This window comes from Pseudomonas sp. Pseusp88 (genome assembly GCF_047303955.1).
Classification (GTDB): domain Bacteria; phylum Pseudomonadota; class Gammaproteobacteria; order Pseudomonadales; family Pseudomonadaceae; genus Aquipseudomonas.
This window is the reverse complement of the sequence record NZ_JBGLYM010000006.1, coordinates 21,344-46,324: the sequence shown is the minus strand read 5'-3', so window position 1 is coordinate 46,324 and position 24,981 is coordinate 21,344. Positions and strand designations below refer to the sequence as shown.

Annotated in this window: 25 protein-coding genes and 1 pseudogene; 15 read left to right on the top strand and 11 right to left on the bottom strand. The window is 60.8% G+C overall.

Annotated features, from left to right (window positions below; genetic code table 11):
- Positions 1–139: 139 nt before the first annotated feature.
- Positions 140–484: a hypothetical protein gene (locus tag ACCD02_RS10135; RefSeq protein ID WP_413300942.1), complete on the bottom strand. Its 345-nt coding sequence runs from the start codon at positions 482–484 to the stop codon at positions 140–142.
- A gap of 192 nt (positions 485–676) precedes the next feature.
- Between ACCD02_RS10135 and ACCD02_RS10130 the strand changes: the two genes are divergently transcribed.
- The 9 genes from ACCD02_RS10130 (at position 677) to ACCD02_RS10090 (ending at position 8,305) form a co-directional block, all read left to right on the top strand.
- Positions 677–1,045, top strand: a complete 369-nt coding sequence (locus tag ACCD02_RS10130) for a hypothetical protein (protein WP_413300940.1) — start codon at positions 677–679, stop codon at positions 1,043–1,045.
- Between the two features lie 12 nt (positions 1,046–1,057).
- On the top strand, positions 1,058–1,588 hold the full coding sequence (locus ACCD02_RS10125) for a GNAT family N-acetyltransferase (RefSeq protein ID WP_413300938.1): 531 nt from the start codon (positions 1,058–1,060) through the stop codon (positions 1,586–1,588).
- Between the two features lie 284 nt (positions 1,589–1,872).
- Entirely contained in the window at positions 1,873–2,064 is a 192-nt protein-coding gene (locus ACCD02_RS10120) for a hypothetical protein (RefSeq protein ID WP_413300936.1), read from the top strand.
- A gap of 79 nt (positions 2,065–2,143) precedes the next feature.
- Positions 2,144–2,713: a DUF2796 domain-containing protein gene (locus ACCD02_RS10115; RefSeq protein ID WP_413300934.1), complete on the top strand. Its 570-nt coding sequence runs from the start codon at positions 2,144–2,146 to the stop codon at positions 2,711–2,713.
- A complete protein-coding gene (locus tag ACCD02_RS10110) occupies positions 2,713–3,426 on the top strand; it encodes an ABC transporter ATP-binding protein (RefSeq protein WP_413300932.1) in 714 nt (237 codons plus the stop codon). Before ACCD02_RS10115 ends, ACCD02_RS10110 begins: the two co-directional genes overlap by 1 nt.
- Before the next feature lies 1 nt (position 3,427).
- Positions 3,428–4,693, top strand: coding sequence for an ABC transporter permease (locus ACCD02_RS10105; RefSeq protein WP_413300930.1), 1,266 nt, complete (start codon positions 3,428–3,430; stop codon positions 4,691–4,693).
- Positions 4,694–4,788: 95 nt separating this feature from the next.
- A complete protein-coding gene (locus ACCD02_RS10100) occupies positions 4,789–5,310 on the top strand; it encodes a DUF3299 domain-containing protein (protein WP_413301351.1) in 522 nt (173 codons plus the stop codon).
- Between the two features lie 92 nt (positions 5,311–5,402).
- A complete protein-coding gene (locus ACCD02_RS10095) occupies positions 5,403–6,089 on the top strand; it encodes an OmpW/AlkL family protein (RefSeq protein ID WP_413300928.1) in 687 nt (228 codons plus the stop codon).
- Positions 6,090–6,376: 287 nt separating this feature from the next.
- Positions 6,377–8,305 (top strand): ATP-dependent DNA helicase RecQ, encoded by a 1,929-nt coding sequence (locus ACCD02_RS10090; protein WP_413300926.1) that lies wholly within the window; start codon positions 6,377–6,379, stop codon positions 8,303–8,305.
- A 154-nt stretch (positions 8,306–8,459) separates the two neighbouring features.
- Here the strand turns inward: ACCD02_RS10090 and ACCD02_RS10085 are convergent, their stop codons facing one another.
- The 3 genes from ACCD02_RS10085 to ACCD02_RS10075 all read right to left on the bottom strand — a co-directional run bounded on the left by ACCD02_RS10085 (position 8,460) and on the right by ACCD02_RS10075 (position 12,520).
- Positions 8,460–9,389 carry an NAD-dependent epimerase/dehydratase family protein gene (locus ACCD02_RS10085; protein ID WP_413300924.1) on the bottom strand — a complete coding sequence of 310 codons (930 nt, stop codon included), beginning with the start codon at positions 9,387–9,389 and terminating at the stop codon, positions 8,460–8,462.
- Entirely contained in the window at positions 9,382–10,266 is an 885-nt protein-coding gene (locus tag ACCD02_RS10080; RefSeq protein WP_413300922.1) for a sugar nucleotide-binding protein, read from the bottom strand. The genes ACCD02_RS10085 and ACCD02_RS10080 overlap by 8 nt, the downstream gene beginning before the upstream one ends.
- A gap of 64 nt (positions 10,267–10,330) precedes the next feature.
- The gene (locus ACCD02_RS10075) at positions 10,331–12,520 is read right to left on the bottom strand and encodes a mechanosensitive ion channel family protein (protein ID WP_413300920.1); all 2,190 of its coding nucleotides are present in this window, start codon (positions 12,518–12,520) and stop codon (positions 10,331–10,333) included.
- A gap of 512 nt (positions 12,521–13,032) precedes the next feature.
- On the opposite strand from ACCD02_RS10075, the pseudogene ACCD02_RS10070 reads away from it, so the two are divergent.
- The 4 genes and pseudogenes from ACCD02_RS10070 to ACCD02_RS10055 all read left to right on the top strand — a co-directional run.
- Positions 13,033–14,112, top strand: a pseudogene (locus tag ACCD02_RS10070) (cache domain-containing protein); the annotation flags it as partial.
- Between the two features lie 120 nt (positions 14,113–14,232).
- Entirely contained in the window at positions 14,233–14,970 is a 738-nt protein-coding gene (locus ACCD02_RS10065) for a methyl-accepting chemotaxis protein (protein WP_413301349.1), read from the top strand.
- 231 nt (positions 14,971–15,201) lie between these two features.
- Positions 15,202–15,783 (top strand): TetR/AcrR family transcriptional regulator, encoded by a 582-nt coding sequence (locus tag ACCD02_RS10060; RefSeq protein WP_413300918.1) that lies wholly within the window; start codon positions 15,202–15,204, stop codon positions 15,781–15,783.
- Positions 15,784–15,809: 26 nt separating this feature from the next.
- Positions 15,810–16,289: a DUF1348 family protein gene (locus ACCD02_RS10055; protein WP_413300916.1), complete on the top strand. Its 480-nt coding sequence runs from the start codon at positions 15,810–15,812 to the stop codon at positions 16,287–16,289.
- A gap of 147 nt (positions 16,290–16,436) precedes the next feature.
- Here ACCD02_RS10055 and ACCD02_RS10050 read toward each other — a convergent pair whose 3' ends face one another.
- From ACCD02_RS10050 to ACCD02_RS10020, 7 genes are all read right to left on the bottom strand, one after another.
- Positions 16,437–17,327 carry a hypothetical protein gene (locus ACCD02_RS10050; protein ID WP_413300914.1) on the bottom strand — a complete coding sequence of 297 codons (891 nt, stop codon included), beginning with the start codon at positions 17,325–17,327 and terminating at the stop codon, positions 16,437–16,439.
- Positions 17,324–18,217: a hypothetical protein gene (locus ACCD02_RS10045; RefSeq protein ID WP_413300912.1), complete on the bottom strand. Its 894-nt coding sequence runs from the start codon at positions 18,215–18,217 to the stop codon at positions 17,324–17,326. Before ACCD02_RS10045 ends, ACCD02_RS10050 begins: the two co-directional genes overlap by 4 nt.
- Before the next feature lie 82 nt (positions 18,218–18,299).
- Positions 18,300–19,499, bottom strand: a complete 1,200-nt coding sequence (locus tag ACCD02_RS10040; protein ID WP_413300910.1) for an NAD(P)/FAD-dependent oxidoreductase — start codon at positions 19,497–19,499, stop codon at positions 18,300–18,302.
- Between the two features lie 109 nt (positions 19,500–19,608).
- A complete protein-coding gene (locus ACCD02_RS10035) occupies positions 19,609–20,613 on the bottom strand; it encodes a GlxA family transcriptional regulator (protein ID WP_413300908.1) in 1,005 nt (334 codons plus the stop codon).
- A gap of 72 nt (positions 20,614–20,685) precedes the next feature.
- Positions 20,686–21,507, bottom strand: a complete 822-nt coding sequence (locus tag ACCD02_RS10030; RefSeq protein WP_413300906.1) for an aldo/keto reductase — start codon at positions 21,505–21,507, stop codon at positions 20,686–20,688.
- Between the two features lie 19 nt (positions 21,508–21,526).
- A complete protein-coding gene (gene lepB / locus ACCD02_RS10025; protein WP_413300904.1) occupies positions 21,527–22,285 on the bottom strand; it encodes a signal peptidase I in 759 nt (252 codons plus the stop codon).
- Positions 22,286–22,430: 145 nt separating this feature from the next.
- Entirely contained in the window at positions 22,431–23,297 is an 867-nt protein-coding gene (locus ACCD02_RS10020; protein ID WP_413300902.1) for an NmrA family NAD(P)-binding protein, read from the bottom strand.
- Positions 23,298–23,410: 113 nt separating this feature from the next.
- Between ACCD02_RS10020 and ACCD02_RS10015 the strand changes: the two genes are divergently transcribed.
- Positions 23,411–24,325 (top strand): LysR family transcriptional regulator, encoded by a 915-nt coding sequence (locus ACCD02_RS10015; RefSeq protein ID WP_413300900.1) that lies wholly within the window; start codon positions 23,411–23,413, stop codon positions 24,323–24,325.
- A 362-nt stretch (positions 24,326–24,687) separates the two neighbouring features.
- The gene (locus ACCD02_RS10010) at positions 24,688–24,900 is read left to right on the top strand and encodes a DUF6124 family protein (protein ID WP_413300898.1); all 213 of its coding nucleotides are present in this window, start codon (positions 24,688–24,690) and stop codon (positions 24,898–24,900) included.
- Positions 24,901–24,981: the final 81 nt, after the last annotated feature.

The following is a 24,981-nucleotide window of genomic DNA, read 5'->3' as shown; positions in this document are numbered from 1 at the left end:
TCGCCGAACAAACGCCGAAACAGGCGGCAAACCTGTGGGAGCGGATTCATCCGCGAAGACGGCATTTCAGACGATAGAAATCCAGGGAATGTATTGGCCTCTTCGCGAATGAATTCGCTCCCACAAGAGCTGTTTCAGGTTACACCCAGCTATATATGGGGGTATCCGCACTGCTTTCGACCTTCACCTGCGGGCTATGGCGCAACCGCACCAACAGGCGCTTGCCCGCCGCCGTATTGCCGGTCAGCCCTTCCAGTTGTGCGAGCAAATCCGGCCCGCTCATCTGCCCGGCCTTGCGCAACAGCTCCCTGGCCGTCTGCCAGATCACATCGTCCTGATTCAAAGGCTTGCCCGGCGCCACCGGCGCAGCCGCTTGAGGCTTGGCCGCCTGCAATTGCGCACCCAACTGCGCCCAATCGCCTTCGTCCAGTTCCAGCGTCAAATCCACCGGCAGATCGCCGATGGTTCCGCGAATTCGTAGCATGTCCCGTTTTCTCCTTTTTTTGCAGAAAGCCGAGCCAAGAGAAACAGACTCGGAGTGTCGTAGTCTTTTTCTGATTTTCCTGTCCCGCCGACACAGCATTCTACTAAAGCGTTAGCCTGCCACTTTGCCAACGCCGCCTATAAGTGACACAGCGCCGCGATGTTACGATTGCCGCCAGTAAGGATTCTTATCATGGTCAAGCCAATAGCCCTATCAAAACTCAGCCGAGTAGCCCCAGCCGCCGATTCGGAGCTTGCCAAAGTCGTTTCACGAGCCAGCGATATCGTTGAGCGCAATGCATCAAAAGCCTTGGCTGGCTCATCGATCCCCAAAAAACCTCGCACCGTACGAGCTCCCCAGTTGTCCGCCATCGAGCGTGAGTTGCACGAACTACAGAAGGTGGTGCAGGCCTTGTCGATTTGCTCGGTTATCCATGACCAGGAGACTCACTTTGTCGACCCGTACGGCATGACCTGGATGGATGCGGACACCGCATATCACCTGCTTGATAATCCGGGCGAACCGAATGAGGCACTCAACGAGATCCTGGCACTTCGATGAGGCCCCGCTTGAATGGATTTCATCACCATCGGCTACGACAAGTCGATTGATCGCTCTGCGTTCGATTGCGAAAACCACACCGCCCTTAACGCTTACATCGCTCAGCACGCCAGTCAGGATGAAAAAAGAAACCTCTCTCGAACCTTTCTTTACCTGGAAAATGGATCGTTGCGTGGTTATTACACGCTCGCCAATAGCGCAGTTTCGCTGGCAGAACTGAGCGACGAGATGACCAGGAAGATGCCCCGCTACCCCATGCCGGCGGTGCTTTTGAGCCGTTTGGCTGTCGCCAGGGAAATGCAGGGGAAAGGACTGGGTAACAGGCTCATCGCGGACGCTTTTCGACGGGTATATGCCCTATCCAAGCAATCCGGGGTCGCGTTCATCACGGTCGATGCAAAAGATCAGTACGCCGCAAACTTTTACAAGAACAAGCTCGGTTTTATCCCTTCCCCGCCAAACCCGCTACGCCTGCTAATGCCGACGGCGAGTTTTTTCCCGAAGATGGCAAGACTGGAAGCAGAAAAGGCTCAAGCCGATTGAGGGACGTCATTTAGAGAGACTTCCTACAGCCTTGATATCTGCTGTTACCTCCCGGCCCAAAGACCAAATGCGTAATGTGCGCCGGTCGTTGCCACAGCAGCGATCGGGTTTCGCAGCCTGAAAGTACGAATCGTTTAACCGTCTACTAGCCTGAAAGCTATATGGCGGCTGTATGTGGGACACCTGCGGGTGTGCCGTGTTGATTCGTACCTCGGTCTGCGAACCCGCGTACAGCTGCCACCCTCTCCCCGGCAGCTCCTGAACAATAAAGAAGGAGCCTCAGCATGAAACCCGGCAAATCCGCCCGCCATCTCGAAACCCTGCTTGAAGCCAAGCGCCTGGGTTTTGCCTTCCTGACACCCGATGAACACCGCCTGATCGAGCATTTGCGCTGGACTTCCCACGCCGGGCGTCAGCCGGTGTATACCTTGGCCAGTCAAATGCGCCGCGTGTGCCCGTGGGACGTCCAGGGGTAAATTTCACAATCACCGGCTGACATAATTGTTATAAGATCACATAACGATTTTCATCCAGTCATGCCCGGAGTCCGTTTTTATGCGCCGTCTGTTTCTCGCCCTGCCCCTGACCCTCCTGCCCCTGACCGCCGCAATGGCCGCCGATGCCCATGAGCACGGCAGCCTCGGCGCCCACGAGCATGGTGTCGGGCGGCTGGACGTGGCGCTGGACGGCCGCACCCTGGAATTCGAGTTCGACAGCCCATCGATGAATATCGTCGGTTTCGAGCACGAAGCCACGACCCCGGAAGACAAGGCCAAGATCGTTGCCGCTCGTGAGTCGCTACAAAAGTCCCATGCCCTGTTCAGCGTGCCGGAAGCCGCGCAGTGCACAGTGCAGTCACAGAAGCTGGAAAGCCCGCTGTTCGGCGACAAGGTCGAGGATCACGATCATGACGACGACGTAAAAGCCGGCGAGCATCACGAGCACAGCGAAATCCATGGTCACTATGTCTTCGTCTGCGACGCCCCCGGCGTAATCACCAAGCTGGACCTGACGCAGATCTTCAAGGCCTTCCCGGCCACGCAGAAAATCCTCGTACAAGCCGTTTCCCCGCGCGGCCAGTTCGGCGCTGAAGCGACTCCGGCCAAAGCTTCATTCAAATTCTGATGAGCAATCAGGCCCTTATCGAACTGTCCGAGCTGAGCTTCGCCTGGCCGGGTCAGGCGCCGTTGCTGGATATTCCGGCTTTCCGCCTGGAGCCGGGGGAAACCCTGTTCCTCAAGGGGCCAAGCGGCAGCGGCAAGACCACGCTGCTCGGCCTGTTGGGCGGTGTGCAGCGGCCTGACCGTGGCAGTATCCGCCTGCTCGGTCAGGAGTTGACGCAACTGGCGGCGGGCGCCCGCGACCGTTTTCGCGTCGATCACACCGGCTATATCTTCCAGCAGTTCAACCTGCTGCCGTTTCTGTCGGTGCGGGAAAACGTCGAGCTGCCCTGCCATTTCTCCAAGAGCCGTGCAGCACGGGCGGCGGCGCGTCATGGCAGCGTCGATCAGGCGGCAGCCACCCTGCTCGCCCATCTGGGCCTCAAAGACCCGGCCATACTCGCGCGCCGGGCCGATTCCCTGTCCATCGGCCAGCAGCAACGGGTCGCCGCTGCCCGTGCCCTGATCGGCCAGCCGGAACTGGTGATTGCCGACGAGCCGACCTCTGCTCTGGATGCCGACGCCCGGGAAGCCTTTATCCGCCTGTTGTTTGCCGAGTGCCGTGAAGCCGGGGCCAGCCTGCTGTTTGTCAGCCATGACCAAAGCCTGGCACCGCTGTTCGACCGTAATCTGTCTTTGGCCGAGCTGAACCGCGCCGCCGTCGCTCCTGAGGTTTGACATGTATTTATTGCGCCTGGCCATGGCCAGTCTGGCCAACCGCCGCTTCACGGCCTTCCTGACCGCCTTTGCCATTGCCCTGTCGGTGTGTCTTCTGCTCGCCGTGGAGCGCGTGCGCACCGAAGCCCGGGCCAGTTTCGCCAGCACCATCAGCGGTACCGACCTGATCGTCGGTGCGCGTTCGGGCTCGATCAACCTGTTGCTGTATTCGGTGTTCCGCATCGGCAACGCCACCAACAACATCCGTTGGGACAGCTTCGAGCATTTCGCCAATGACAAACAGGTGAAATGGGCGATCCCGATTTCCCTGGGCGATTCCCATCGCGGTTATCGGGTCATGGGCACCAATGAATCCTACTTCGAGCACTACCAGTTCGGACGCCAGCAGCACCTTGAACTGGCGGAAGGTCGGGCATTTGCCACCGATCCATTCGAAGTCGTGCTTGGCGCTGAGGTAGCCGACGCCTTGAAGTACAAGCTCGGTGACAAACTGGTGCTGTCCCATGGCGTGGCGGTGATCAGCCTGGTCAAGCACGATGACAAGCCGTTCACCGTGGTCGGCATCCTCAAGCGTACCGGCACGCCGGTGGATCGCACGCTGCATATCAGTCTCGGCGGCATGGAGGCGATTCATATCGATTGGCACAACGGCGTGCCGGCCCGGGGCAACGAGCGGATATCGGCTGATCAAGCCCGCAATATGGACCTGACGCCCACCGCCATTACCGCCTTTATGCTGGGCCTGAACAGCAAGATTGCGACTTTCTCGGTACAGCGCGAAATCAATGAGTTCCGCGGCGAGCCGATGCTGGCGATCCTGCCCGGCGTGGCCTTGCAGGAGCTATGGAGCCTGATGGGCACAGCGGAGCAGGCGCTGTTCGTGATCTCGCTGTTCGTGGTGCTGACCGGCCTGATCGGCATGCTCACGGCAATCCTCACCAGCCTCAACGAGCGACGCCGCGAGATGGCGATCCTGCGTTCGGTGGGTGCGCGCCCCTGGCATGTCGCCAGTCTGCTGATCCTCGAAGCTTTTGCCCTGGCCCTGGCGGGTGCGGTCAGCGGCCTGGCGTTGCTGTATGCCGGGATAGCCGTGGCCCAGGGGTACGTGCAGTCCAATTACGGCCTGTATTTGCCGCTATCGATGCCCAGCGCCTATGAATGGCAACTGCTTGGCGGCATTCTGCTCGCTGCGCTGTTGATGGGCGTAGTGCCTGCGTGGCGCGCCTATCGCCAGTCATTGGCCGATGGCCTGTCGATTCGCCTGTAACGGCATGATCAACTGAAGTAACTGATGACTTTGTGGGAGCACAATTCGCTCCCACAGACACCGATACCGAGAGATATCTTTTGAAGAGCCAGCGAATACATCGTTTTTTGCTCGTACTCGCCCTGATCGCCAGCCCGTCGTTGTGGGCCGCGCAGACACGGGTACTGACCTGGGAAGAAATGATCCCGCCGGACGCACCCAAGGTCGCGCCGGTCATGACGCCGTTGCACGACCTGTCGAAGATGTCCGATGCGCTTTCGGTGGAGTCCTCTCCCGCCGCTCACCAACTGGCCCCCGATGCGCCGATGGTCAAGGCCCTGGACGGCCAGCAGGTGCGCCTGCCGGGCTATATCGTGCCGCTGGAAGTCAGTGAGGAAGGGCGCGTCACCGAATTTCTGCTGGTGCCGTATTTCGGTGCCTGCATCCACGTGCCACCCCCGCCGCCGAACCAGATCGTCCACGTCACCAGTGAGCTGGGCGTGAAGGTCGATGAGTTATATCAGCCTTACTGGATCGAGGGGCCGATGAAGGTCAAGACATCCAGCAGCGAACTGGCAACTGCCGGGTACGAAATGGAAGCAGACAAGATTCTGGTCTATGAGTTGCCGGATTCCTGAGCCGCCGCACCTTTCATTGAGCTGAGTCAAAATCCGCTTTGTGCTGCTCCGTAACATGAACGTATCAATTTGAAACGTTCTCTGGAGCCACCATGAACAAGTCCCTGCTCAGCGCTTCCCTTGTCGCGCTTGCCCTCAGTACTCCGCTCGTTGCACAAGCCCATGAGCCGGGTGATTTCATCGTCCGCGCAGGCGCTGCACGGGTCGTTCCCAACGAGGACAGCGGCAACGTGAAACTGGACGGGACTAAAGTTTCCGGCACCAAGGCCACTGTCGATAACTCGACTCAACTGGGCCTGACTTTCGCCTACATGATCACCAACCACATTGGCGTGGAACTGCTGGCGGCCACGCCGTTCAGCCACACCGTTTCGGTCAAGGGCCTGGGCGCCGGCCTGGACGGCAAGCTGGCAGACGTGAAACAACTGCCTCCGACCCTGTCCCTGCAATACTACCCAATGGATTCGGCCTCCAAGTTCCAGCCTTATGTGGGCGTCGGCTTGAACTACACCAAGTTCTTCGACACCGACCTGAGCGGCACCCGCAAACAGGAAGGCTTCAGCAACCTGAAGCTCAAGGACTCGGTTGGCTTCGCTGGCCAGGTCGGCATGGACTACATGCTCACCGATCGCATCATGCTCAACGCCTCGGTCTGGTACGTCGATATCGACACCAAGGCCAGCGTCGACGGCCCGTCGGCCCTGAGCGTCGGCAAGACCAAGGTGAACGTGGATATCGACCCATGGGTGTATATGGTTGGCGTCGGCTACAAGTTCTGATTGCCGCCCCTGCAGGCAAAGAAAGGCACCTTCGGGTGCCTTTTTTATTGTTCTGTAACTACGCAATCGTAGGAGCGAGGCTCGCCCGCGAAGGCAATCTTTGCGCCTCAAAACGATGTGCTGAATGTACCGGCCTCTTCGCGGGCAAGCCTCGCTCCTACGAAATAGGGTTCGCCACATGATCACGCTGTATCCTGCCTGCTCTTTTGTAATGCTTTGGCGGTTTATCAGGCGCGCATGCCGAACTATGGTTCTGCGTTCTGACAGCAGCCAATGGAGTGGCAGCCATGTACCAGCGTCTTCAACAGGTCTTCGGTTATTCACAGTTTCGCCCCGGTCAGGAGACGGCCATCAGTGCCGTATTGGCTGGCCGCTCGGCGGCGGCGATTTTTCCCACGGGCTCCGGCAAGTCACTTTGTTATCAATTACCCGCCCTAATGCTGCCCCATCTGACCCTGGTTATCTCGCCATTGCTGGCGCTGATACAGGATCAGTTGGCGTTCCTGCGTCGTCACGGTATCGCCGCAGCGAGTATCGATTCGGCCCAGAGCCGTGAAGACGTCGCCAAGGTCATGGCACAGGCTCGGGCCGGCGAGTTGAAGATCCTGATGGTGTCCGTGGAGCGTCTGAAGAACGAGCGCTTTCGGCACTTCATCGCTCAGGTGCCGATCTCCCTGTTGGTCATCGACGAAGCCCACTGCATCTCCGAATGGGGCCATAACTTTCGCCCCGACTATCTGAAACTGCCGGACTACCAACGCGAGTTCAATATCCCCCAGGCGCTGTTGCTGACCGCCACCGCGACGCCACAGGTGATTGCCGATATGCAGGCGCGCTTTGCCATCGCCCCGGAGGATGTGGTCACCACCGGTTTCTACCGGGCCAATCTCAACCTGCTGGTGGAGCCCGTGGCCGGGCGCGACAAGCGCCAGCACCTGGTTGACTGGCTTGCCCCCAAGGCCGGTCAGCCCACCATCGTCTACGTCACCCTGCAGAAAACCGCCGAATTAATCGCCGCCCACCTCAAGCAGAACGGGCTGCCGGCCAGTGCCTATCACGCCGGGCTGCCCAACGAACAACGCGAAGCCATTCAGCGCCAGTTCATGGCCGGGCAACTCAACTGCATCGTCGCCACCATTGCTTTCGGCATGGGCATCGATAAGAGCGATATCCGCAACGTGGTGCATTTTGACCTGCCCAAGTCCATCGAGAACTACAGCCAGGAAATCGGCCGCGCCGGGCGCGATGGTGCGGCGTCCGACTGCCTGGTCCTGGCCAATCGCGACAGCCTCAACGTGCTGGAAAACTTCGTCTACGGCGACACACCGGAACTGTCCGGCATTCGTCACGTACTGGATGAATTGCGCGATGCGGCGTCTCAAGGTCAATGGGAATTTCTGCTTGGCCCGCTGTCGGAGCAGAGCAATGTGCGTCCGTTACCGCTCAAGACCTTGTTGGTACAGTTGGAACTGCGCGGCCTGATCGCCCCGCGTTACGCCTATTACGCCGAGTATCGCTTCAAATTTCTGCTTGAGCCCGATGCGCTGATCCAGCGTTTCGACGGTGAGCGTCAGCAGTTCGTGCAGGCATTGATTGAGACGTCAAAACGGGCCAGGACTTGGGCCACGGTGGATTTCGACGCGCTGTATCAGCGTTATCAGACCGAACGTGGGCGCGTGGTGAAGGCCCTGGATTACTTTCAGGAGAAGGGTTGGATCGAGCTGGAAAGCAAGCAGATGACCGAGGTCTACAGCGTGCTGACCGGGGGTTTCAACGCCCAGACGCTCAGTGTCGAACTGCATGATTACTTCAGCAGCCACGAAAGCAGCGAGATAAAGCGTATTCACGCCATGCTTGAGCTGTTTGCCAGCGAACAATGCCTGAGCTGGCGGTTGGCAGACTACTTCGGCGACCATCAGGCGCCGCACCGTTGCGGGCATTGTTCAGTGTGCTCGGGACAGATCGGGCGACTGCCGGCACCGCCTGTCCTGGACGATCTGCAAAACCTGGATTTTCAGGGGCTGTGCGGCGAGTTCATCGGCAAGTATCGGGAATACAAAGGCGAGCAGCCGAGCGCAGAATGCCTGACACGCTTTTTGTGCGGTATCAGCGTGCCGGTGTTTACCAGGCTCAAGGCGCGGGGGCTAAGCGGTTTTGCGCGGCTGGAAGATTATCCGTATGCGCGGGTGCGGGAGTGGATAGCCTGCCACCGGTAAATCGCAGGCTCCCTCGGAAGTGGAATGCAGGAACAAGTGCTGGGGGAGCGAACTGTGGGAGCGAATTCATTCGCGAAGAGGCCGTTACATCCGACGCATCTTTACCGCCTGGAACAACGCTTTCGCGAATGAATTCGCTCCCACAAAATCGCCGTCAGCGCCCCAACAAACGCGCCAGACCTTCCACCAACGGCGTCGGCTCTTCAAGCACCAGCAATTGGCACAGACGCGCATTATTGGCCCGTGAATGGCGGATATCGCCTGGGCGGGCGGCCTGGTAGCTGACTGGAGGCAACTGACCGATCACGTCAGACAGGGCCTTGAGCAACTGGTTGAGCGAGGTAGTCTTGTTCAGGCCGACATTGATCGCGTCTTCCGGTGCCACCGGCAATTCCAGCGCCTGCACCAGCAGCTTGACCAGATCGCCGACGTAGAAGAAGTCGCGGGTCTGCTCGCCATCACCGAATACGGCAATCGGCACGCCTTTTTCAGCACGTTCGGCGAAGATGCTGATCACGCCGGAGTACGGCGACGATGGATCCTGACGTGGGCCGAAAATATTGAAGAAGCGGAAAATCACCGGCTCCAGCGCGTGCTGGCGACGGTAGAAGTTCAGGTAGTGCTCGCCCGACAGTTTGTCCGAAGCGTAGGGCGTCAGCGGCGCCTTGGGCGTGTCTTCGCTGATCGCCTCACCTTCACCGTTGTTGCCGTACACCGCCGCGCTGGAGGCATAGATCACACGCTTGGCGCCAGCCTGACGCATGGCTTCGCAGACATTCAAGGTGCCGATGAAGTTGCTCTGGTGGGTCTTGACCGGGTCATCCACCGACGCCTGCACCGACGCCACCGCCGCCAGATGGGCTACGGCCTGGCAGCCTTCGGCAGCGCGGGCGACCAGAGCCGCATCAGCGACATCGCCAACGATCAGCTCGACGTTGGGATTGTCCAGCGGCAGGTTGCTGCGTTTGCCGGTGGACAGATCGTCGAGCACGCGCACGGCGTAGCCTTTGGCAAGCAGCGCATCAACCAGGTGAGAGCCAATGAAACCGGCACCGCCGGTAATCAAAACAGGGGCGTTAGACATGTCGGTAGTAACGATCCAATAAGCTGGGCAACCCCGCACGCCAGGCGCGCGGTTTGATGCCGAAAGTGTGGAGAATTTTCTTGCAGGCCAGGACGGCGTGCTGCGGTTCTTCAGCAGCATCGGCGAACGCGGCATGGGCCTGGGCCGTCGGGGCTTCCAGGGCCAGCGGATGCAAGGCCCGGGCTTCGGTCAGAATCGCCTGCCCCAGCGCCAGCGGCGTGGTCGCTTCGTGCCCCGCATAGTGGTAGGTGCCCCACAGCGGCGCGGCACAGTCCAGTTGCTTGAGCACGGAAATGATTACCCGCGCGGCATCGTCGACGGGCGTCGGGTTGCCCCGGCGGTCATCGGCCAGCAGCAGCTCATCGGGGGATTCGGCACGGGTCAGGAAACGACCCAGCACGCCATCGGCGCTGTCATCAAGCAACCAGCCGAAACGCAGCAGCACGTGTTGCGGGCAGGCCGCGCGCACGCTTTGCTCGATCCGCCACAGCGCCTGACCACGCAGCCCGAGGGGCACCGGCTCGTCCTTCTCGCTGTAGGCGGTGGCGCGGGAGCCATCGAACACGCGGTAGCTGGACGGCTGCACGAGGACAATATTGTGGTGCTGGCACAGCTCGGCCAGACGCTCGACTGAGCGCTCCTGGCTGGCCAGACGGGTCTCGCTCACTGTTTCGGCCTGGAACCAGTCGAAATAGTAGGCAAGGTTGATCAGTGCATCGGGGCGGGTGTCATCAAGCAGTTGCGTCAGACTCGCAGCGTCCCAGCCGTCTTGCGGCGGACGCGGTGCGAGGAAGCCAATGTCTTCCTCGGCACCCAGGCGAATCAGCGCCTGCCCGAGGGCATTCCCGCCGCCCAACAGCATAAGGCGCATTCGCATAGAGTCAGCAGGCTCGGTCCGGAATTCAAGGTGAAAAACGCCTGCAAACATAACACGTCAAGGCTTAACCCCCAACCGTTGCCGCCCCACTACTCGCGGGCGGCACCGGCGGACCTTCGATCGCAGGGGGTGGCTGGACGCCCGGCCCACCGTAGGGGCTGAGCACGGTCTGTGGATAAGTCTGGGCGAACCGTACATCGTCTGACTTATCCACAAGCTTTTTAAGACGTTCATTAAAGGCTCTTCCCACACTGTATTGCCCGCCCGAAGAGGTGCGGAACTGCGCGGTCAGTACCACGCCGTTGAGATCCATGCGGTCGACGCCGAACACCTCCAGCGGCCCTTGCAGGTTGCCCTTGAGCAACAGGTCCTCGGTAATGGAGTTGCCGGTCTCTCGGATCAGTGACAGGGCCGAGTCGATATCCGAGTCATAGGTGAACTGCACCGAGAAAAAGGCATAGGCGAACTGCCTGGACTGGTTGGTCACCGCCTTGATTTGACCGAACGGCACCGAATGCACGAAGCCCTTGCCGTCGCGCAGGCGCACGGTGCGGATAGTCAGGCTCTCCACCGTGCCGGAGTGGCCGGTGCTGAGCACCACCCAGTCGCCCACCGAGAAGGTATCCTCGATGATGATGAACAGGCCGGTGATTACGTCCTGCACCAGTTGTTGCGAGCCGAAACCGATGGCCAGGCCGACCACCCCGGCACCGGCCAGCAACGGCGCGACGTTGATCCCCAGGTTGGCCATGGTGGTAATGGCGCAAATCACGACAAGGACGATTTTGATCGCATTGCGCAACAGCGGCAGGATGGTCTTGGTCCGCGTGCTCGGCTGGCGCGCCGAGCGGCTGCTGGCGGGAGGTTTGAGCGCCTGCTGAATCGCCGTGTCCAGCACCACCCACAGCAGCCAGGTGACCAACAGGATCAGGCCGATGCTGCTGAGCGAATCGCTGATGACCCGGCCCACGGTATTGCGCCGGGCAAACTCGAACAGCGAAAACCCCCAGATACGCCCGAGAATTTCGATAAAGGACAGGGCCAGGACGATGCGCAGGAGCGCGTACAACAGATCCAGCAGGCGGGTCTTGTAGATATTGCCGTGACGCTCGGCCTGATCCGTCGGCTTGAATAGATGTTGGAACACCGTGCTGAGAAACACCGTACTGATCAGCAGTACGGTGGTCAGCAAGGCGCAGCGCAGCGCCTTCTGGCTGTCCTCCCCGGCGCCGATCAGGTGCACCGCCGACACCAGAATCATCAGCAGGATCGGCAAATGCCATAGGCTGGAAAAGACTTTCAGCGACTCCTGCAGGGCCGGACGGCGCAGACGGGTACTCAGGGAACGGTTGCGGATCAGATGGGCAATGGGTCGGCGCACCTTGATGATCAGCAGGCAGAACAGCACCGAAGCAAACAATCCGGCGAAAACCCCGGCACTGGTGGTGACGTTATCGCCCAACTGGCGGGAGATCTGCGGGCTGGTCAGGGCATCGCTCAACGCCGCAAGAAAGCCCACCATGAACAGCGGCCTTGGCGCATAACGGCGGATCATGCCGACGGCGGCTCGCTTGTGACCGTAGTTGAACATCACGATCACGCACAGTAGCACCGAAGTGGAAACGATGCCGCTGCTGGTGGCGTAGGCAAAGCACAGGGCCAGGGCGCGCCCGATGGAAGTCGGCAGAAAATGGCTCACATACAGCGTCAACGGCAGGCTGATCAGCGCTGGCAGGGTGTACGGCAGCAGGTAGCTCAACAGGGCCTGCACACGCGGATGCTTGACCATCCAGGGCCGACGGCTTACCCGACGCACCAGCAAGTGGCCCAGGGTCGTGAGAACGGCAAAGGCGCCGATCCATACCACCGACAGCGCGATAAAATCCCCAACGACGCCCCAGGGTGAGCGCTTGCTTGGCTTATTGACCAGATTGCCCAACTCATCGGCAGCGAGATCGGCACGCAGACGCCAGGTATCGATGACATTGCCATTGAGGTCGAGATTATCCTGCACCGTATCGATACCGGAACTGATCGCCCCGAGCAGGCCGCCCTGGACGAGGATTTCCGGTTTGGCCGGGGCCGCAGCGGTGGCCGGTTCAGCAGCCGGTGCCGGAGCAGGCGCCGCGGCGGCGGGTGCGGGAGCGGCTGCAGCGGGTGCAGTTGCGGCCGGGGCATCGGCCGCCTGAAGGTTGCAGCTGCCTGCGGCGAACAATACGCAGAGCAGCACTAGAGACTTGAAGTTCGAAAACACGCGGGTCCTCCTTCATCAGGGGCCATCAAAAAAACGGTCCACAGGAACTGATCTTTATTTGCTCGCCAAGTTCGCTATTGGTCGCAGCTGTGTGTGGGAACTGCCCCCCCGGTGTCGCTGGCATCGGGCTGTCTGTAGGAGCTGCCCAAGGCTGCGAATGGGCCGACCTGATACACCGCCTTCGCAGCCTTCGGCAGCTCCTACAGGCATCGCGTTTCAATTCAGACGGCCGATTAGTGTCTGGCAGGAACAGGCATTACCCCACGTCCCTTCGCGGGCAAGCCTCGCCCTTACAAGATGGCCATTTGCCCCAAAACGGGCGCATCTCGATGTGCCGCTTTACCCCTGGGCTAAATCCGCCAAACGGTTCAAGCCTTCTATAACAAGGCCCGCACACCTCAGAAGCACATAAAGCTGACCACTTGAACAGTTTTATGGCCTGCTTATTGCTGAAAGGCTTCAGTCCCCTTTAACCGTGGTTGTGTTAGCGCAAGCTTTCCGTGGAGTTTCCTATGCCTGTGTGGCGAAAAAGTATTCAGTGGCAACTTTCCCTGAGCATGGGTGCGGCCTTGCTGATCAGCAGCCTGATCGTGATTGCGATCTATGCCTTCGCCCTGAACAAACTCACCGACCGTTACCTGCTGCAACAGGCCATGCCCGCCAGCGTCGAGGCCATCCGGAATGATCTGGAACGACTGCTGGCCGCGCCCCTGACCGCCGCCAGCGATATCGCCGATAACACCCTGGTCGGCGAATGGCTGGGCAGCGGCGAAGATGCAGCGCAGCAACCGGCGTTCATTCGCTACCTGGCGAAAATCCAGCAACAGCACAACGCACTCACCACATTCATCGTCGCCAGGGACAGCGGCCATTACTTCACCAACAAGGGCGTGGACCGCACCTTGCAGCGCGGCGCGGCGGAGAACGCCTGGTTCTACTCATTCCTGGACAGCGGCAAGGCCCGCTCGCTGGAGATTGATATCGACAAGAGCACCAAGGTGCCGACCCTGTTCATCAACCAGCGCATCGAGCACAACGGCAACGTGGTCGGGGTTGCGGGCCTGGGTTTCAGCATGACGGCGTTGTCGCAGATGGTCCGCGACTTCCATTTCGGCAAGCAGGGCCAGGTCTATCTGGTCAGCGCCGATGGCAGGATCAAGGTGCACCCCAATGCCGATTTCAATGACAAGCAGACCCTCGAACAACTGGTCGGCGCAGACACCGCCAAGACCCTGCTGAACCACGGCAGCGCCGGTAGCGCTCAGGAGTTCATGCGCAACGGCGAAGCCTACGTCGCCGTGGCAAGCCCCGTGCAGTCCCTGGGCTGGACCCTGGTCAGCGAAGTGCCATTGGACGAAGTCTACGGCCCGGCCAAGCAGGCCCTGACCCTGATCTCGGCGATCAGTCTGGCGGTGGTACTGGTGTTTCTCGGCTTTGTGGTGTGGATGGCCCGGGGCATCGTGCGGCCGATCCGCCAAGTGACCAACGCGCTGATCGATATCGGCGGTGGCGAAGGCGACCTGACCCGCCGTCTGGACGATCATCGGGAAAACGAACTGGGCGACCTGGCCCGGGGCTTCAACCGCTTTATCGCCAGCCTGCGCCTGCTGATCGGCGACGCCCTGCAAACCAGCGAACAGTTGCGCCATAGCGTGGTGGATGTGACGCGGGTGGTCGACAGCACCTCGGCCCGGGCGATCCAGCAACAACAGATGACCGATATGGTCGCCACCGCCGTCCATGAAATGGGCCTGACCGTGCAGGAAATCGCCCGTAATGCCGGGGCGGCTGCCGATGTATCACGTAATACCCACAAGGAAGCGCTCTCGGCCAAGCAGGTAGTCGGCCAGTCGATCGGGCATATCCAGGGCATGTCCGACAGTGTCGGCAGCGCCGCCGGGGCGGTGGAAAACCTGGCCACACAGATCGCTACCATCGATCAGGTGCTGTCGGTGATTCGCAGCATCTCCGAGCAGACCAACCTGCTGGCCCTCAACGCCGCCATCGAAGCCGCCCGCGCCGGGGAGATGGGCCGCGGCTTTGCCGTGGTCGCCGATGAAGTACGCACTCTGGCCGGCCGTACCCAGAGCGCGACCACGGAAATCCAGCAGATGATGGGCGAATTGAAGAACGGCGCCGATCAGGCGGTGAGCTCCATGCGCAGCGGCCAAGCCGCCACCGGCACGGGCGTGGAAGCCAGTCGCCGCACCGGAGATTCTCTGGACGCCATTGCCGGGCACGTCGAGGAACTGACCGACCGTAACCACCAGGTCGCCGCCGCCACCGAACAGCAAAGTACCGTGACCGAAGAGATCAACTGCAACGTCCAGGGCATCGCCGACCTGGCCCAGTCCACCGTCCAGGACGTACAAAACTGCCGTCAGGACTGCCTGCAACTGTCGGCCAAGGCCGAGCACCTGGCCTCGCAGATGGCGCGGTTCAAGTTGTAAATATCCCTACCTGTGGGAGCGAATTCATTCGCGAAGGCGGTGTTCCAGGCGATGCAGATGCGTCGAATGTGCCGGCCTCTTCGCGAATGAATTCGCTCCCACAAGATTTGCTCCCTGCCTCGGTTAGTGTTTGCTGCGTGACAGTGCGGCGTCGTAGTCGGGGCGGGATCTCCCACAAATCAGCGCAAGAATTGCTTGACGAGGTAGAACGATCGTTCTACCTTTCACGCCATGAACAAGACATCGACCTCTCCCGTACAAGCCAAGGTGCTCGCCACCGCCGAACAACTGATCTATAGCAATGGCATTCACGCCATGGGCATGGACCTGCTGGTGCGCACGTCAGGGGTGGCGCGCAAGAGCATCTACCGCTACTTCGCCACCAAGGAAGACATCGCCGCCCAGGCCTTGAGCGCCCGGGATATCCGCTGGATGAACTGGTTTCGCAGCGAGTCCGACAAGGCCGAAACGGTCGAGGGTCGCATTCTCAATATGTTCTGCGTGCTCAAGGGCTGGTTCGAGTCCGAAGGCTTCCACGGCTGTGCCTTTATCAACACCGCCGGTGAGATCGGCGACCCGGCCGACCCGGTGCGCCTGGTGGCCAAGGAACATAAACAGAAGCTGCTCGATTACTGCCTGCAACTGTGCCGACAACTGCCCGCGACGGACCCCGAGGCTCTGGCCAAACATCTGCTGATCCTGATCGACGGTGCCATCACCCTGGCCCGCGTAATGGGCGACTACAGCGCCGCCGACAGTGCTCGCGAGGTTGCCCGAATGCTGTTGCAAAACGCTGTTGCCAAACACCCATGACCTTTCCTGCCCGAGGTATCGCTGCCATGACGTCCGCTCCTGCAACCCGCCCACCGCTGCCACCTTTCACCCGCGAATCAGCCATCCTCAAGGTGCGCCTGGCCGAAGACGGCTGGAACGGCCGCGACCCGGAAAAGGTGTCCCTGGCCTATACGCTGGACACCAAATGGCGCAACCGCGCCGAGTTCGCCAACAACCGCGAAGAAGCCAAGGGTTTTCTGACGCGCAAGTGGGCCAGGGAGCTGGATTACCGCCTGATCAAGGAACTCTGGGCCTTCACCGACAACCGCATCGCTGTGCGTTATGCCTACGAATGGCACGACGACTCGGGTAACTGGTTCCGTTCCTACGGCAACGAGAACTGGGAGTTCGACGAGAACGGGCTGATGGCCAACCGCTTCGCCTGCATCAACGACATGCCGATCAAGGAATCCGAGCGCAAATACCACTGGCCCCTTGGCCGTCGGCCGGATGATCATCCGGGGCTTTCGGAGCTGGGTCTGTAACGTACCTACGAACGGGAAAATGCAGTCTTGCAGTGGGGCCGGCTTTAGCCGGGAAGGCGTCCTTGATGGTCAAGAAAACGCAGCGGCTGTACCGGCCTTTTCCGGCCAAGCCGGTCCCACGAATAGCATCCCACCTCAATAATCAATTCAAGGCTGCGCCACCCGGCGCTTCTGGCCTTCCAGCCAGGCCGCCGGAACCTTGGCCAGTAGCGGGTCATTCTCAACCAGATTGCGCCAGTGCCGCCCGCCATCCCCCGAATACACCAACAGATAAGGACTGGGCGTATCGTCCGGCAGAATCGCGGCCAGCCAGATTTCGTCCTGGTCGACCACATAGCTGCTGATCAGCGAAGACAACCCTGCAGGCAACTTCAGCGGATGCCATTGCCGACCATCGCTGGAGCGCAATAGCGTCTGCTCGATGGACCCGGTCAGCCACCAGCCGCCCTTGGCAGAATGCCCCAGCTCGACCAGCAGATCCGGATTGCCCAGGTTCTTGCCGACCGTCACCTTGCACCCGTGCATATCAATGCTTTCGAGCAGATAATTATCGCCCTGACCATCCGTACCGAACTGCGTGACCAATGCCAGCAGGCCGGTTGCGCTGGCCGTCAGCACCAGGTTGTTATCCTGCAGGGTTTGCAGTGCGGTCTTGCCGGGACCGAGGTGCAACTGCGGCAACGACAGATCACACTGCCGCCCGCCACGCCGCAAGCGATAGCCATCGGCCAGGGTCGTAACCTCGACGCCATGGGGCAGCAGCAGAGTCGCATCGCTCTGCGTCAGCAGTTGCCCCGTCGCCGCATCGAGCACTTTGGCACCGGCATAAACGCGTCCGTCCTCGCCCAGCGACAAAATCGGCCAATTCCGCCCGCCCGGCAGGATGGCGATGCTGATCGGCGGCGATGCATGGATCAGGATCTGCTCACCGTCCTCCGTCACTGTCGTAGTGCCCAACCGGTAATCAAAGGGCATGACCTCTGCCACCGCCGCCTGCGCCGACAACAGGCCTGCCAGCAGAAAACCAACGGCCTTCATCGCTGCACCTGCGCGTCAGCCAACGCGGAAATCACCAGCACCGACAAGCTCAGATTGGCGTTGGCCACGCTACCCGACAGAGATGCCTGCAACCCCTCGTTGCTCAGCCCACACAGCAACGACACCACAGGCTGAGCGTCCTGCCAGTTGCGCGGCGGCTGAACGATCTCCACCGGTACATCGCGCATCAGCATGAAATTCACCGGCACCTCGTAGCTTTCCACCATCACTTCGGTGATCGCCCCCGCCGCCTGGCGCAAGCGTTGGCGGACGGCTTCGGGATCACCGCAGTGCTGCTGCACGGTCTGATTGAAAGGCGCCGAGTCGAGGCTCACCAAGGCGAAGAACGGCAGTGCGCGATAGCTCACATTGATGTTGCCCGAGGCCCCCGGCGACAAGCTCTCGTGCCAGATATAGGCGACGTAACCTTGCCACTGCTCGGGATGCAGGCCCTGTACGGTCAGGCGTTTGCTGTCGACCTGGAAATCCGGCAGCGGCCCCAACCCCGCCCTGGCCAACTCGGACGTGATATCCCGGCCCATGAAATAGCCACGGCGATAGACCGCCGCCTTGCTCGGCTGCCCGTTGAAGCGCGCAGTGATATCGGCAAAGGACTTGTCCGCGTATTCTTCACCCTCACCGAGCACACCGAAGTGCGGGGTGCTGGCGTACCAGCCGACTTTCTGCGCGATCTCGGTATTGTTCGTCAGGCGGGTCGAAATGCTGATATCGCGCCCGTCGAGCCTGATACTCAAGCCCTGCTCCGCCGCTGCGCCCGTCTCCAGGCCGAACGCCAGGGGGATAGCGTTTTCGCTTTCATAGGCAGCAGCCGGTGCCGCCACCAGCGCAGCGGCAAGCAGCGTGCAATAGATCAACGTGGGCATATTCATGGAGGGGCGTTTCCCGGACGGCTTGTGCCGGCGCCGAGATTACGCCCCCCCCATGGCCGTTGTCAGGCCCGCAAGTTGAGAATCATGCCACCGGAATCAACGGATCGGCTGCCGCCAATGCCGTCGCGCGATCAGCCGCAGGCGGATAGATCCAGACCGTGTTGATATTGGTCTTCAGCTCTTTGGCTTCAGCTTTGACCAGTTTCAACTGACGATCCCAGCCTTCGGTGTATACGGCGCCCCACTCGCCCAGATCCAGGCAGGTAACGTACTTGGGCTGGCTGTAGGCCTTGGCCGACACACCCAGCAGATCGGCAGCGACGTTATTGCCGGCATGGCGCCCGAGGGAAATCGCATGCTGGCAGGACATTGCCGCGACATTGCCTGCGTCGTCGGTGGCGGCATAGGCCACATCGCCCGCGGCGTAAATATCGTCCTGGCCCAGGACCTTGAGATTGGCGTCGGTATAGAGACGTCCCAAAGGATCACGCTCGCTGGCGATCTGCTCGGTGAGCGGGCTGGCACGGAAGCCCACGGTCCAGATCACCGTCTTGGCCTCGATGCGGCGGCCGTCGGCCAGGGTGACGCCGTTGGCGTCTACTGCGGCTACCGACGCATTCAGACACCACTCGATCCCCAGTTCGGCACTGGCCTGGGCAATCGACGGGCTGATACCGGCACCGAAAGCCGCACCGATTTCCGGGCCGCGATCAATAACGATGACGTTGACCTTGGCGTCAGCACCCAGCGCGGCCCGCAGACGTGCGGGCATTTGCGTTGCTGTTTCGATACCGGTAAAACCGCCACCGCAGACCACCACGGTGTTGCGCGCTTCGGAGTGCGGCTGCTGCGCCAACCCCTTGATATGCGTCTCAAGAAGCGTCGCGGACTCGATCTGGTCCACATCAAATGCATGCTCTACGCCCTCCAGCGGTGGGCGCATGACCCGGCTGCCGGTGGCCAGCACCAGGCGGTCATAGTTCAGCCACGAATGTACGCCTTGGCCCGCGCTGTACTCGACGCGCTTGCCCTGCGTGTCGATCTTGTCTGCCGTCCCTGCAATGAAGGTGATGCCCGTGGCGGCAAACAACTCGCCCAGTGGCGCTTTCATCTGGTGGACATCCGGCTCGTAGAAGCGCGGGCGAATACGCAGCTCGGCCTGGGGAGCAAGCACGCTGATCTGCACATCGCTACGACCATGCATGTCCAACAGGCGCGCGGCACTCAAGGCACTCCAGACGCCACCGAAGCCTGCGCCAACCACCAGGATATGTTGCTTCATGTCTTGCTCCATTTATCTGCTGCCGAATAATCGTCAGCGGATAGTAGGAGCGCGCCGGGCCGGGCGATACGACATAAAACCCTGAAATTGCGCCAAGCCTGGGAGCTGCTTAACGGCAGAAACGGGCACGGTATTCCCGAGGGGAAATCGACAGGTTGCGCTGGAAGGTTACGCGCATGCGCTCCTCATCACCGAAGCCGCACACCACGGCAATCTGGTCGATATTGCGCTCGGAGTCTTCCAGCAGCCGCCGCGCCGCTTCAAGGCGCAGGACTTCCACGGCCTTGGCCGGGGTGCGCCCGGTTTTCTGCTTATAGACTCGGGTGAAGTTGCGCGGGCTCATGCGCGCCCTGGCAGCCAGGTTCTCGACATTCAGATCGTCGCGGTTGAGGTTCTCCAGCAGCCAGCCATGCAACTCATCGAAGGTGTCATCGTCCCGGGTCTGCGACAGCAGGGTCTCGCTGAACTGCGCCTGCCCGCCCGGCCGCTTCATGAACACCACCAGCTCCCGGGCCACCTGCATGGCCACCTCGCGCCCGCAGTCGGCCTCGACCAATGCCAGGGCCAGATCGATGCCGGCAGTGACCCCGGCCGAGGTCCAGACCCGGTCCTGCTTCTGCTGAATGAAGATCGCATCCTGATCGACCTCCACCTGCGGAAAGCGCTCGCGCAGCATGTCGCACATGGCCCAGTGAGTGGCGGCGCGACACCCATTGAGCAGCCCCGCCTGGGCCAGCAGAAAGGCACCGCTGCACACCGACGCGGTGCGCCGCAGCTTGCCGGACTCGGCGGCGATCCACTCGATCAAGCCCGTGGCATTGGCCAGTGCCCGCAAAATTTCCGGCGCCCCCGGTACGATCAGGGTATCGACGTCGGCCATGGCAATCTGCGAAAGCGCCTCGGTCTCCACCACCAGGCCTTCGGCAGTGCGCACCAAGCCGCCGGCAATACTGGCCGTCAGCCGCTCGTAACCGGGCACGCCGCGCTCGGCCATGGCCTTGTTGGCGGCCCAGAACACCGTCTGCGCGCCAGTGAGGTCAAGCAGCCCCATATCGGGATAGGCCACGAACAGGACCGTTCGCGGCTGGTTGAGTGGCATTAATCCGGCTGACATCACAACCCCGACTCACTTCGCGCATGAGCGCTTATTGTGCCTTGAGTTGGCTGCCAGCCGACAGCTCGTCGCTCAGGCACTCCAGTCCGGTGCAAACGGCGGCTGCACAAAACGCTGATCCTTGGGCAAGGCGGCAATGGCCCGGCGATCTTCGTCATCGAGCACGATGCCCTGGGCGGCGAAATTCGAGCGCTGGCGCTCGGCGTGCCGGGCCTTGGGGATCGCAATGACGCCCGGTTGATCAAGCAGCCAGGCCAGGGCAATTTGCGCAGCGGTGACCCCGTGCTTGTTGCCGATCTGCGTCAGCACTGGATCATTCGCCGCGCGGCCCTGAGCCAGCGGTGCATAGGCCACCAGCGGGATGTCCTTGCTGCGCAGGTAGTCGAGCAGACGGCTCTGGTCGAGAAAGGGGTGGTACTCGACCTGTACCGCCGCAATGGGCGCACCGAACTGATCGATGGCTTCGCGCAGCATCGACAGATTGAAATTGCACACGCCAATACCGCGGACCCGCCCGCTATCGCGCAGGGACACCAGCGTGTTCATGATTGCCTCGATATTCATCGACGGCGACGGCCAATGGACCATGAACAGGTCGACGTACTCCATCGCCAGCTTGCCCAGGCTGACGTCCAAAGCCTTGCTGATCGCCGCCGGCTCAAGCTGGTCATGCCAGACCTTGGTCGTGACGAACAGCTCGTCCCGAGGCACGCCTGAAGCCTGTATGCCCCGGCCGACGGCAGCTTCGTTGTCATACATTGCGGCGGTATCGATATGCCGGTAACCCACCTCAATGGCGCTCTCGACCACAGCCTTGCACTCATCGCCCGGCATGCGGAACGTGCCGAAACCCAGGCGCGGGATGGTCAGGTTTTTCGAGATTAACGTGTTCATGTTCAACCTACCCTTGACGTTAATGAATGAGGCCGATGCGCCCGGGTTTCAGTACATTCAGCCAGACCAGAAAGGCTTTGCCCTCGATATTGGCCGCCGGCACGAAACCCCAGTAGCGGCTGTCAGCGCTGTTGTCGCGGTTGTCGCCCATCCCAAAGTAATAGCCTTCGGGAACACGGCAGCTGACTGCGCCAACCCGGTAACTGCAGTTGTGCAGATGATCAAACGCCCAGATGGGCCGATAGCTTTGTCGGCCGTCCGGGTCGACGTAGATGTCATGGCTGCCGGCACCGAGCTGCTCATGGAATCGATGCAGGAATGCGCTGTCGAAAGGGCTGGCAACCACTGTTTCAGGAACTTTTACACCATTGATAGCCAGCTGATTGTCCTCGTAGGAAACCGTATCGCCGGGCAGTCCAACAATACGCTTTATGTAGTGAATACTCGGCTCCTGTGGGTATCGGAAAACAAATACATCGCCGCGTTCCGGACTTTCGACATTCAGCAGCTTCAGCCCGGACAGTGGCAGACGCAGACCATAGAGAAACTTGTTCACCAGAATAAAATCGCCGGATTCCAGGGTCGGCAGCATGGAGTCCGAGGGAATCCTGAACGGCTCCACGACAAAGGCCCGGATCAGGAAAACCACCAGAATCAGCGGGAACATATCGGCCAGAAAGCTCACGCCGGGAATGCCCACTCGACGCCATGCCGCTACCTTCGCCATACCCAGAACGGCTACGGCCAACAGCAACAGCCATTCGAAATCCAGATTCATAGGCAGGCTCCATGGCATTGTCTACCCAAGACCGTGGGGGCCGGTGTGCTGGTGATCGAGTGCGCAGCGCTTGCAGACCCCATGTCGAGTGCTTCGTACTCAATCGCCAGCGGAGGCGGCTCCTGCATGTAAATCTCAATGCAATTCAAATTCTTGCGTCGCCCACCAACCCTCGTAATACCGTCTCCAACCGAATCTCGCCCCTGGCCCGCTGCGCCTCATCGCCCTCAAAGCAGATCCAGCCCTCATTGAAACCGTCGATCATCCGCGCGCGCGGCAAGGGGTTCTGTGCGCCCTGGCTGCGGAACAAGGCTTCCCAGCCGTCACGGGGCACGGCTTCAACGCGCACGGGTTTGCCAAGGATCTCGGCGAAGGTGCGGGCAATGTCATTCGGTGAGACCTGCTGGCCTTCCAGTTCGACCACCCGTTCACCTTGCCACTGCTGCTGCAACAGGTTGGCAGCGCAACGGCCTACATCGTCGGTGGCGATCATCGGGACGGTTTTATCCAGCGGTTGCAGGAAGCTGTGGACAACCCCGTGCTCCAGGACGCTGGCCAGGTCGAAGGCGGCGTTTTCCATGAACCAGCCCGGCCGCAGGAAGGTCACCGGCACCGGCAGTGTGCGCAAGGCCTCTTCCATCAGGGTACGCTGGGTCAGCAGATTGCTTTGCGTGGCCTGGGCGCCGATGGTGGAAATACACACCACTTTCTGTGGCCGGGCAGCCGCAATGGCCTGGGTCACGGCGTCGATCACCATCCGCGCCTCCGGGAAACCCGGCGCCGGATCGAACTCCGATGGCGGCAGGATAAATACCCCGGTCGCCCCCTTGAACGCCTCGGTCAGGGCCTGGGCGTCTTCCATCTGGGCAATGGCCACCTCGCAGCCCAACGCCTGCCAGGCCGCAGCCTTGACCGGGTCGCGCACCACGGCGCGAACAGTTTGCCCATTGCTGAGCAACGCCCGCGCGACCGCACCGCCGACTTTGCCGGTAATCCCCGTAATGACATACATGCTGTGATTCCTGTTGGCTGGAAAAGAGACAGGAATCAAGGATAGGGCGCCGGAATCGTTGACAGAATGCCTATCGACTCACATGCTTAATGACTTTTACGCACGAGTGCATCATGAGTTTCGACGGTCGCCTGTTGGCCAATATCAGCGTCCTGGCCGCCATTGTTCATAGCGGCAGCTTTGCCCGGGCCGCCGAAGCCCTGAGCATGTCGCCTTCCGGGGTCAGCCGTGCGGTAGGGCGGCTGGAAGCGAGCATTGGCGTGCGCCTGTTCGATCGCACCACCCGTTCGGTGACGCTGACGGACGAGGGCCGACGCTTGTATGGCGAGATCAGCCCGTTGATCTCCGGCATCGGCGATGCGGTGAATATGGCCTCGGGGGCCTCTACTGCGGTGCGCGGGCGCTTGCGGGTCAATGTCGATGCCTACTTCTCGCGACGCATGATCGCACCGCATTTGGCGACTTTTCTCGACCGTTACCCGGAAATTTCCCTGGAACTGATTGTGCGCGAGCAATTGGGCGATCTGGTCGCCGAAGGCTTTGATATCGCCGTGCGCTTCGGCCAGCCGCCCTCTTCGTCCCTGGTCGCGCGCAAACTGCTGGAAACCCGCACCACCACCGTAGCCTCCCCCGCCTATCTGAAAAAATACGGCACGCCCCAGGCGCCAGCAGACCTGATCCATCACGCCTGCATCCAGATGAGAAGCGCCATGACCGGCCTGCCGCTGGAATGGGAATACGGCTTGTCTGGCCAGGTGACACCGGTCAAGACCAGCAGCCGCCTGTTGGTCAACGAATCCGGCACCCTGATCGGCGCCTGCCTGGCCGGTGCCGGTATCGCCAGGGTCAAGGCCAGTGGCGTCGAAGACCTGATCGCCAGCGGGCAGTTGGTCGAGCTGCTGACGCAATGGACCGGGGAAAGTTTTTATCTCTACGCGCTCTACCCTTCACGGCATCTGCCACCGGCGAAGGTGCGCGCGTTTATTGATTTTGTGGCCGAGATAGTGCGGCTGGAGCCGAGCGTATAGGTACCCGCCCTGTCGCTCGACAGTCCCGCTGAGGTGCTTGAAATAGTGTCTGCACCACATCAAATGTGACGAATTTGCAGGACGCGTCTCTTTCTCTTGAGTGAAGTTTCCTAAACAATCCCGACCGCATTGTGCCTGTGAATTTCCACGACTAGTCTGCGCCCCGCCACTGAAAGCAGTGGTCGGGATTGAGACCCCGGTTTTAGAAATTCGCAGCGCAAGCCTTCTATGGCGGCTGTTGCGGGCAGACTTCGGTCTGGCCGAGCTTTGCTTATTTCTCTCGGGTCTCAACCCGCACACAGCCGCCACCTTGCTTGTCCTTGAGACCGATAAGCGAGTGGCCCATTTAGAGAAATAATGCGATGTCCACACTAGTCCCCGATCCCCCAGAAACCCTCGAACAAAACCTCACCCAGGCCTGCGATATGCTGCGTTGCCTGTTGGCCGTCGCCTACGAATCCGCCGACCAGGACAGCGGGCCGAAACGCGACCTGGCGTTTTCGGTCGTGCATCTGGGGCAAGGGCTTAAAGCCTTGCTTGACCGCTCATTGACCCAGGTCGAGGCGCGGCATTAACTGACTGAACCCGCCCTGCCCCTGTGGGAGCGAATTCATTCGCGAAAGCGGTATCTGCAGCGATAAATATGTGGATGTATG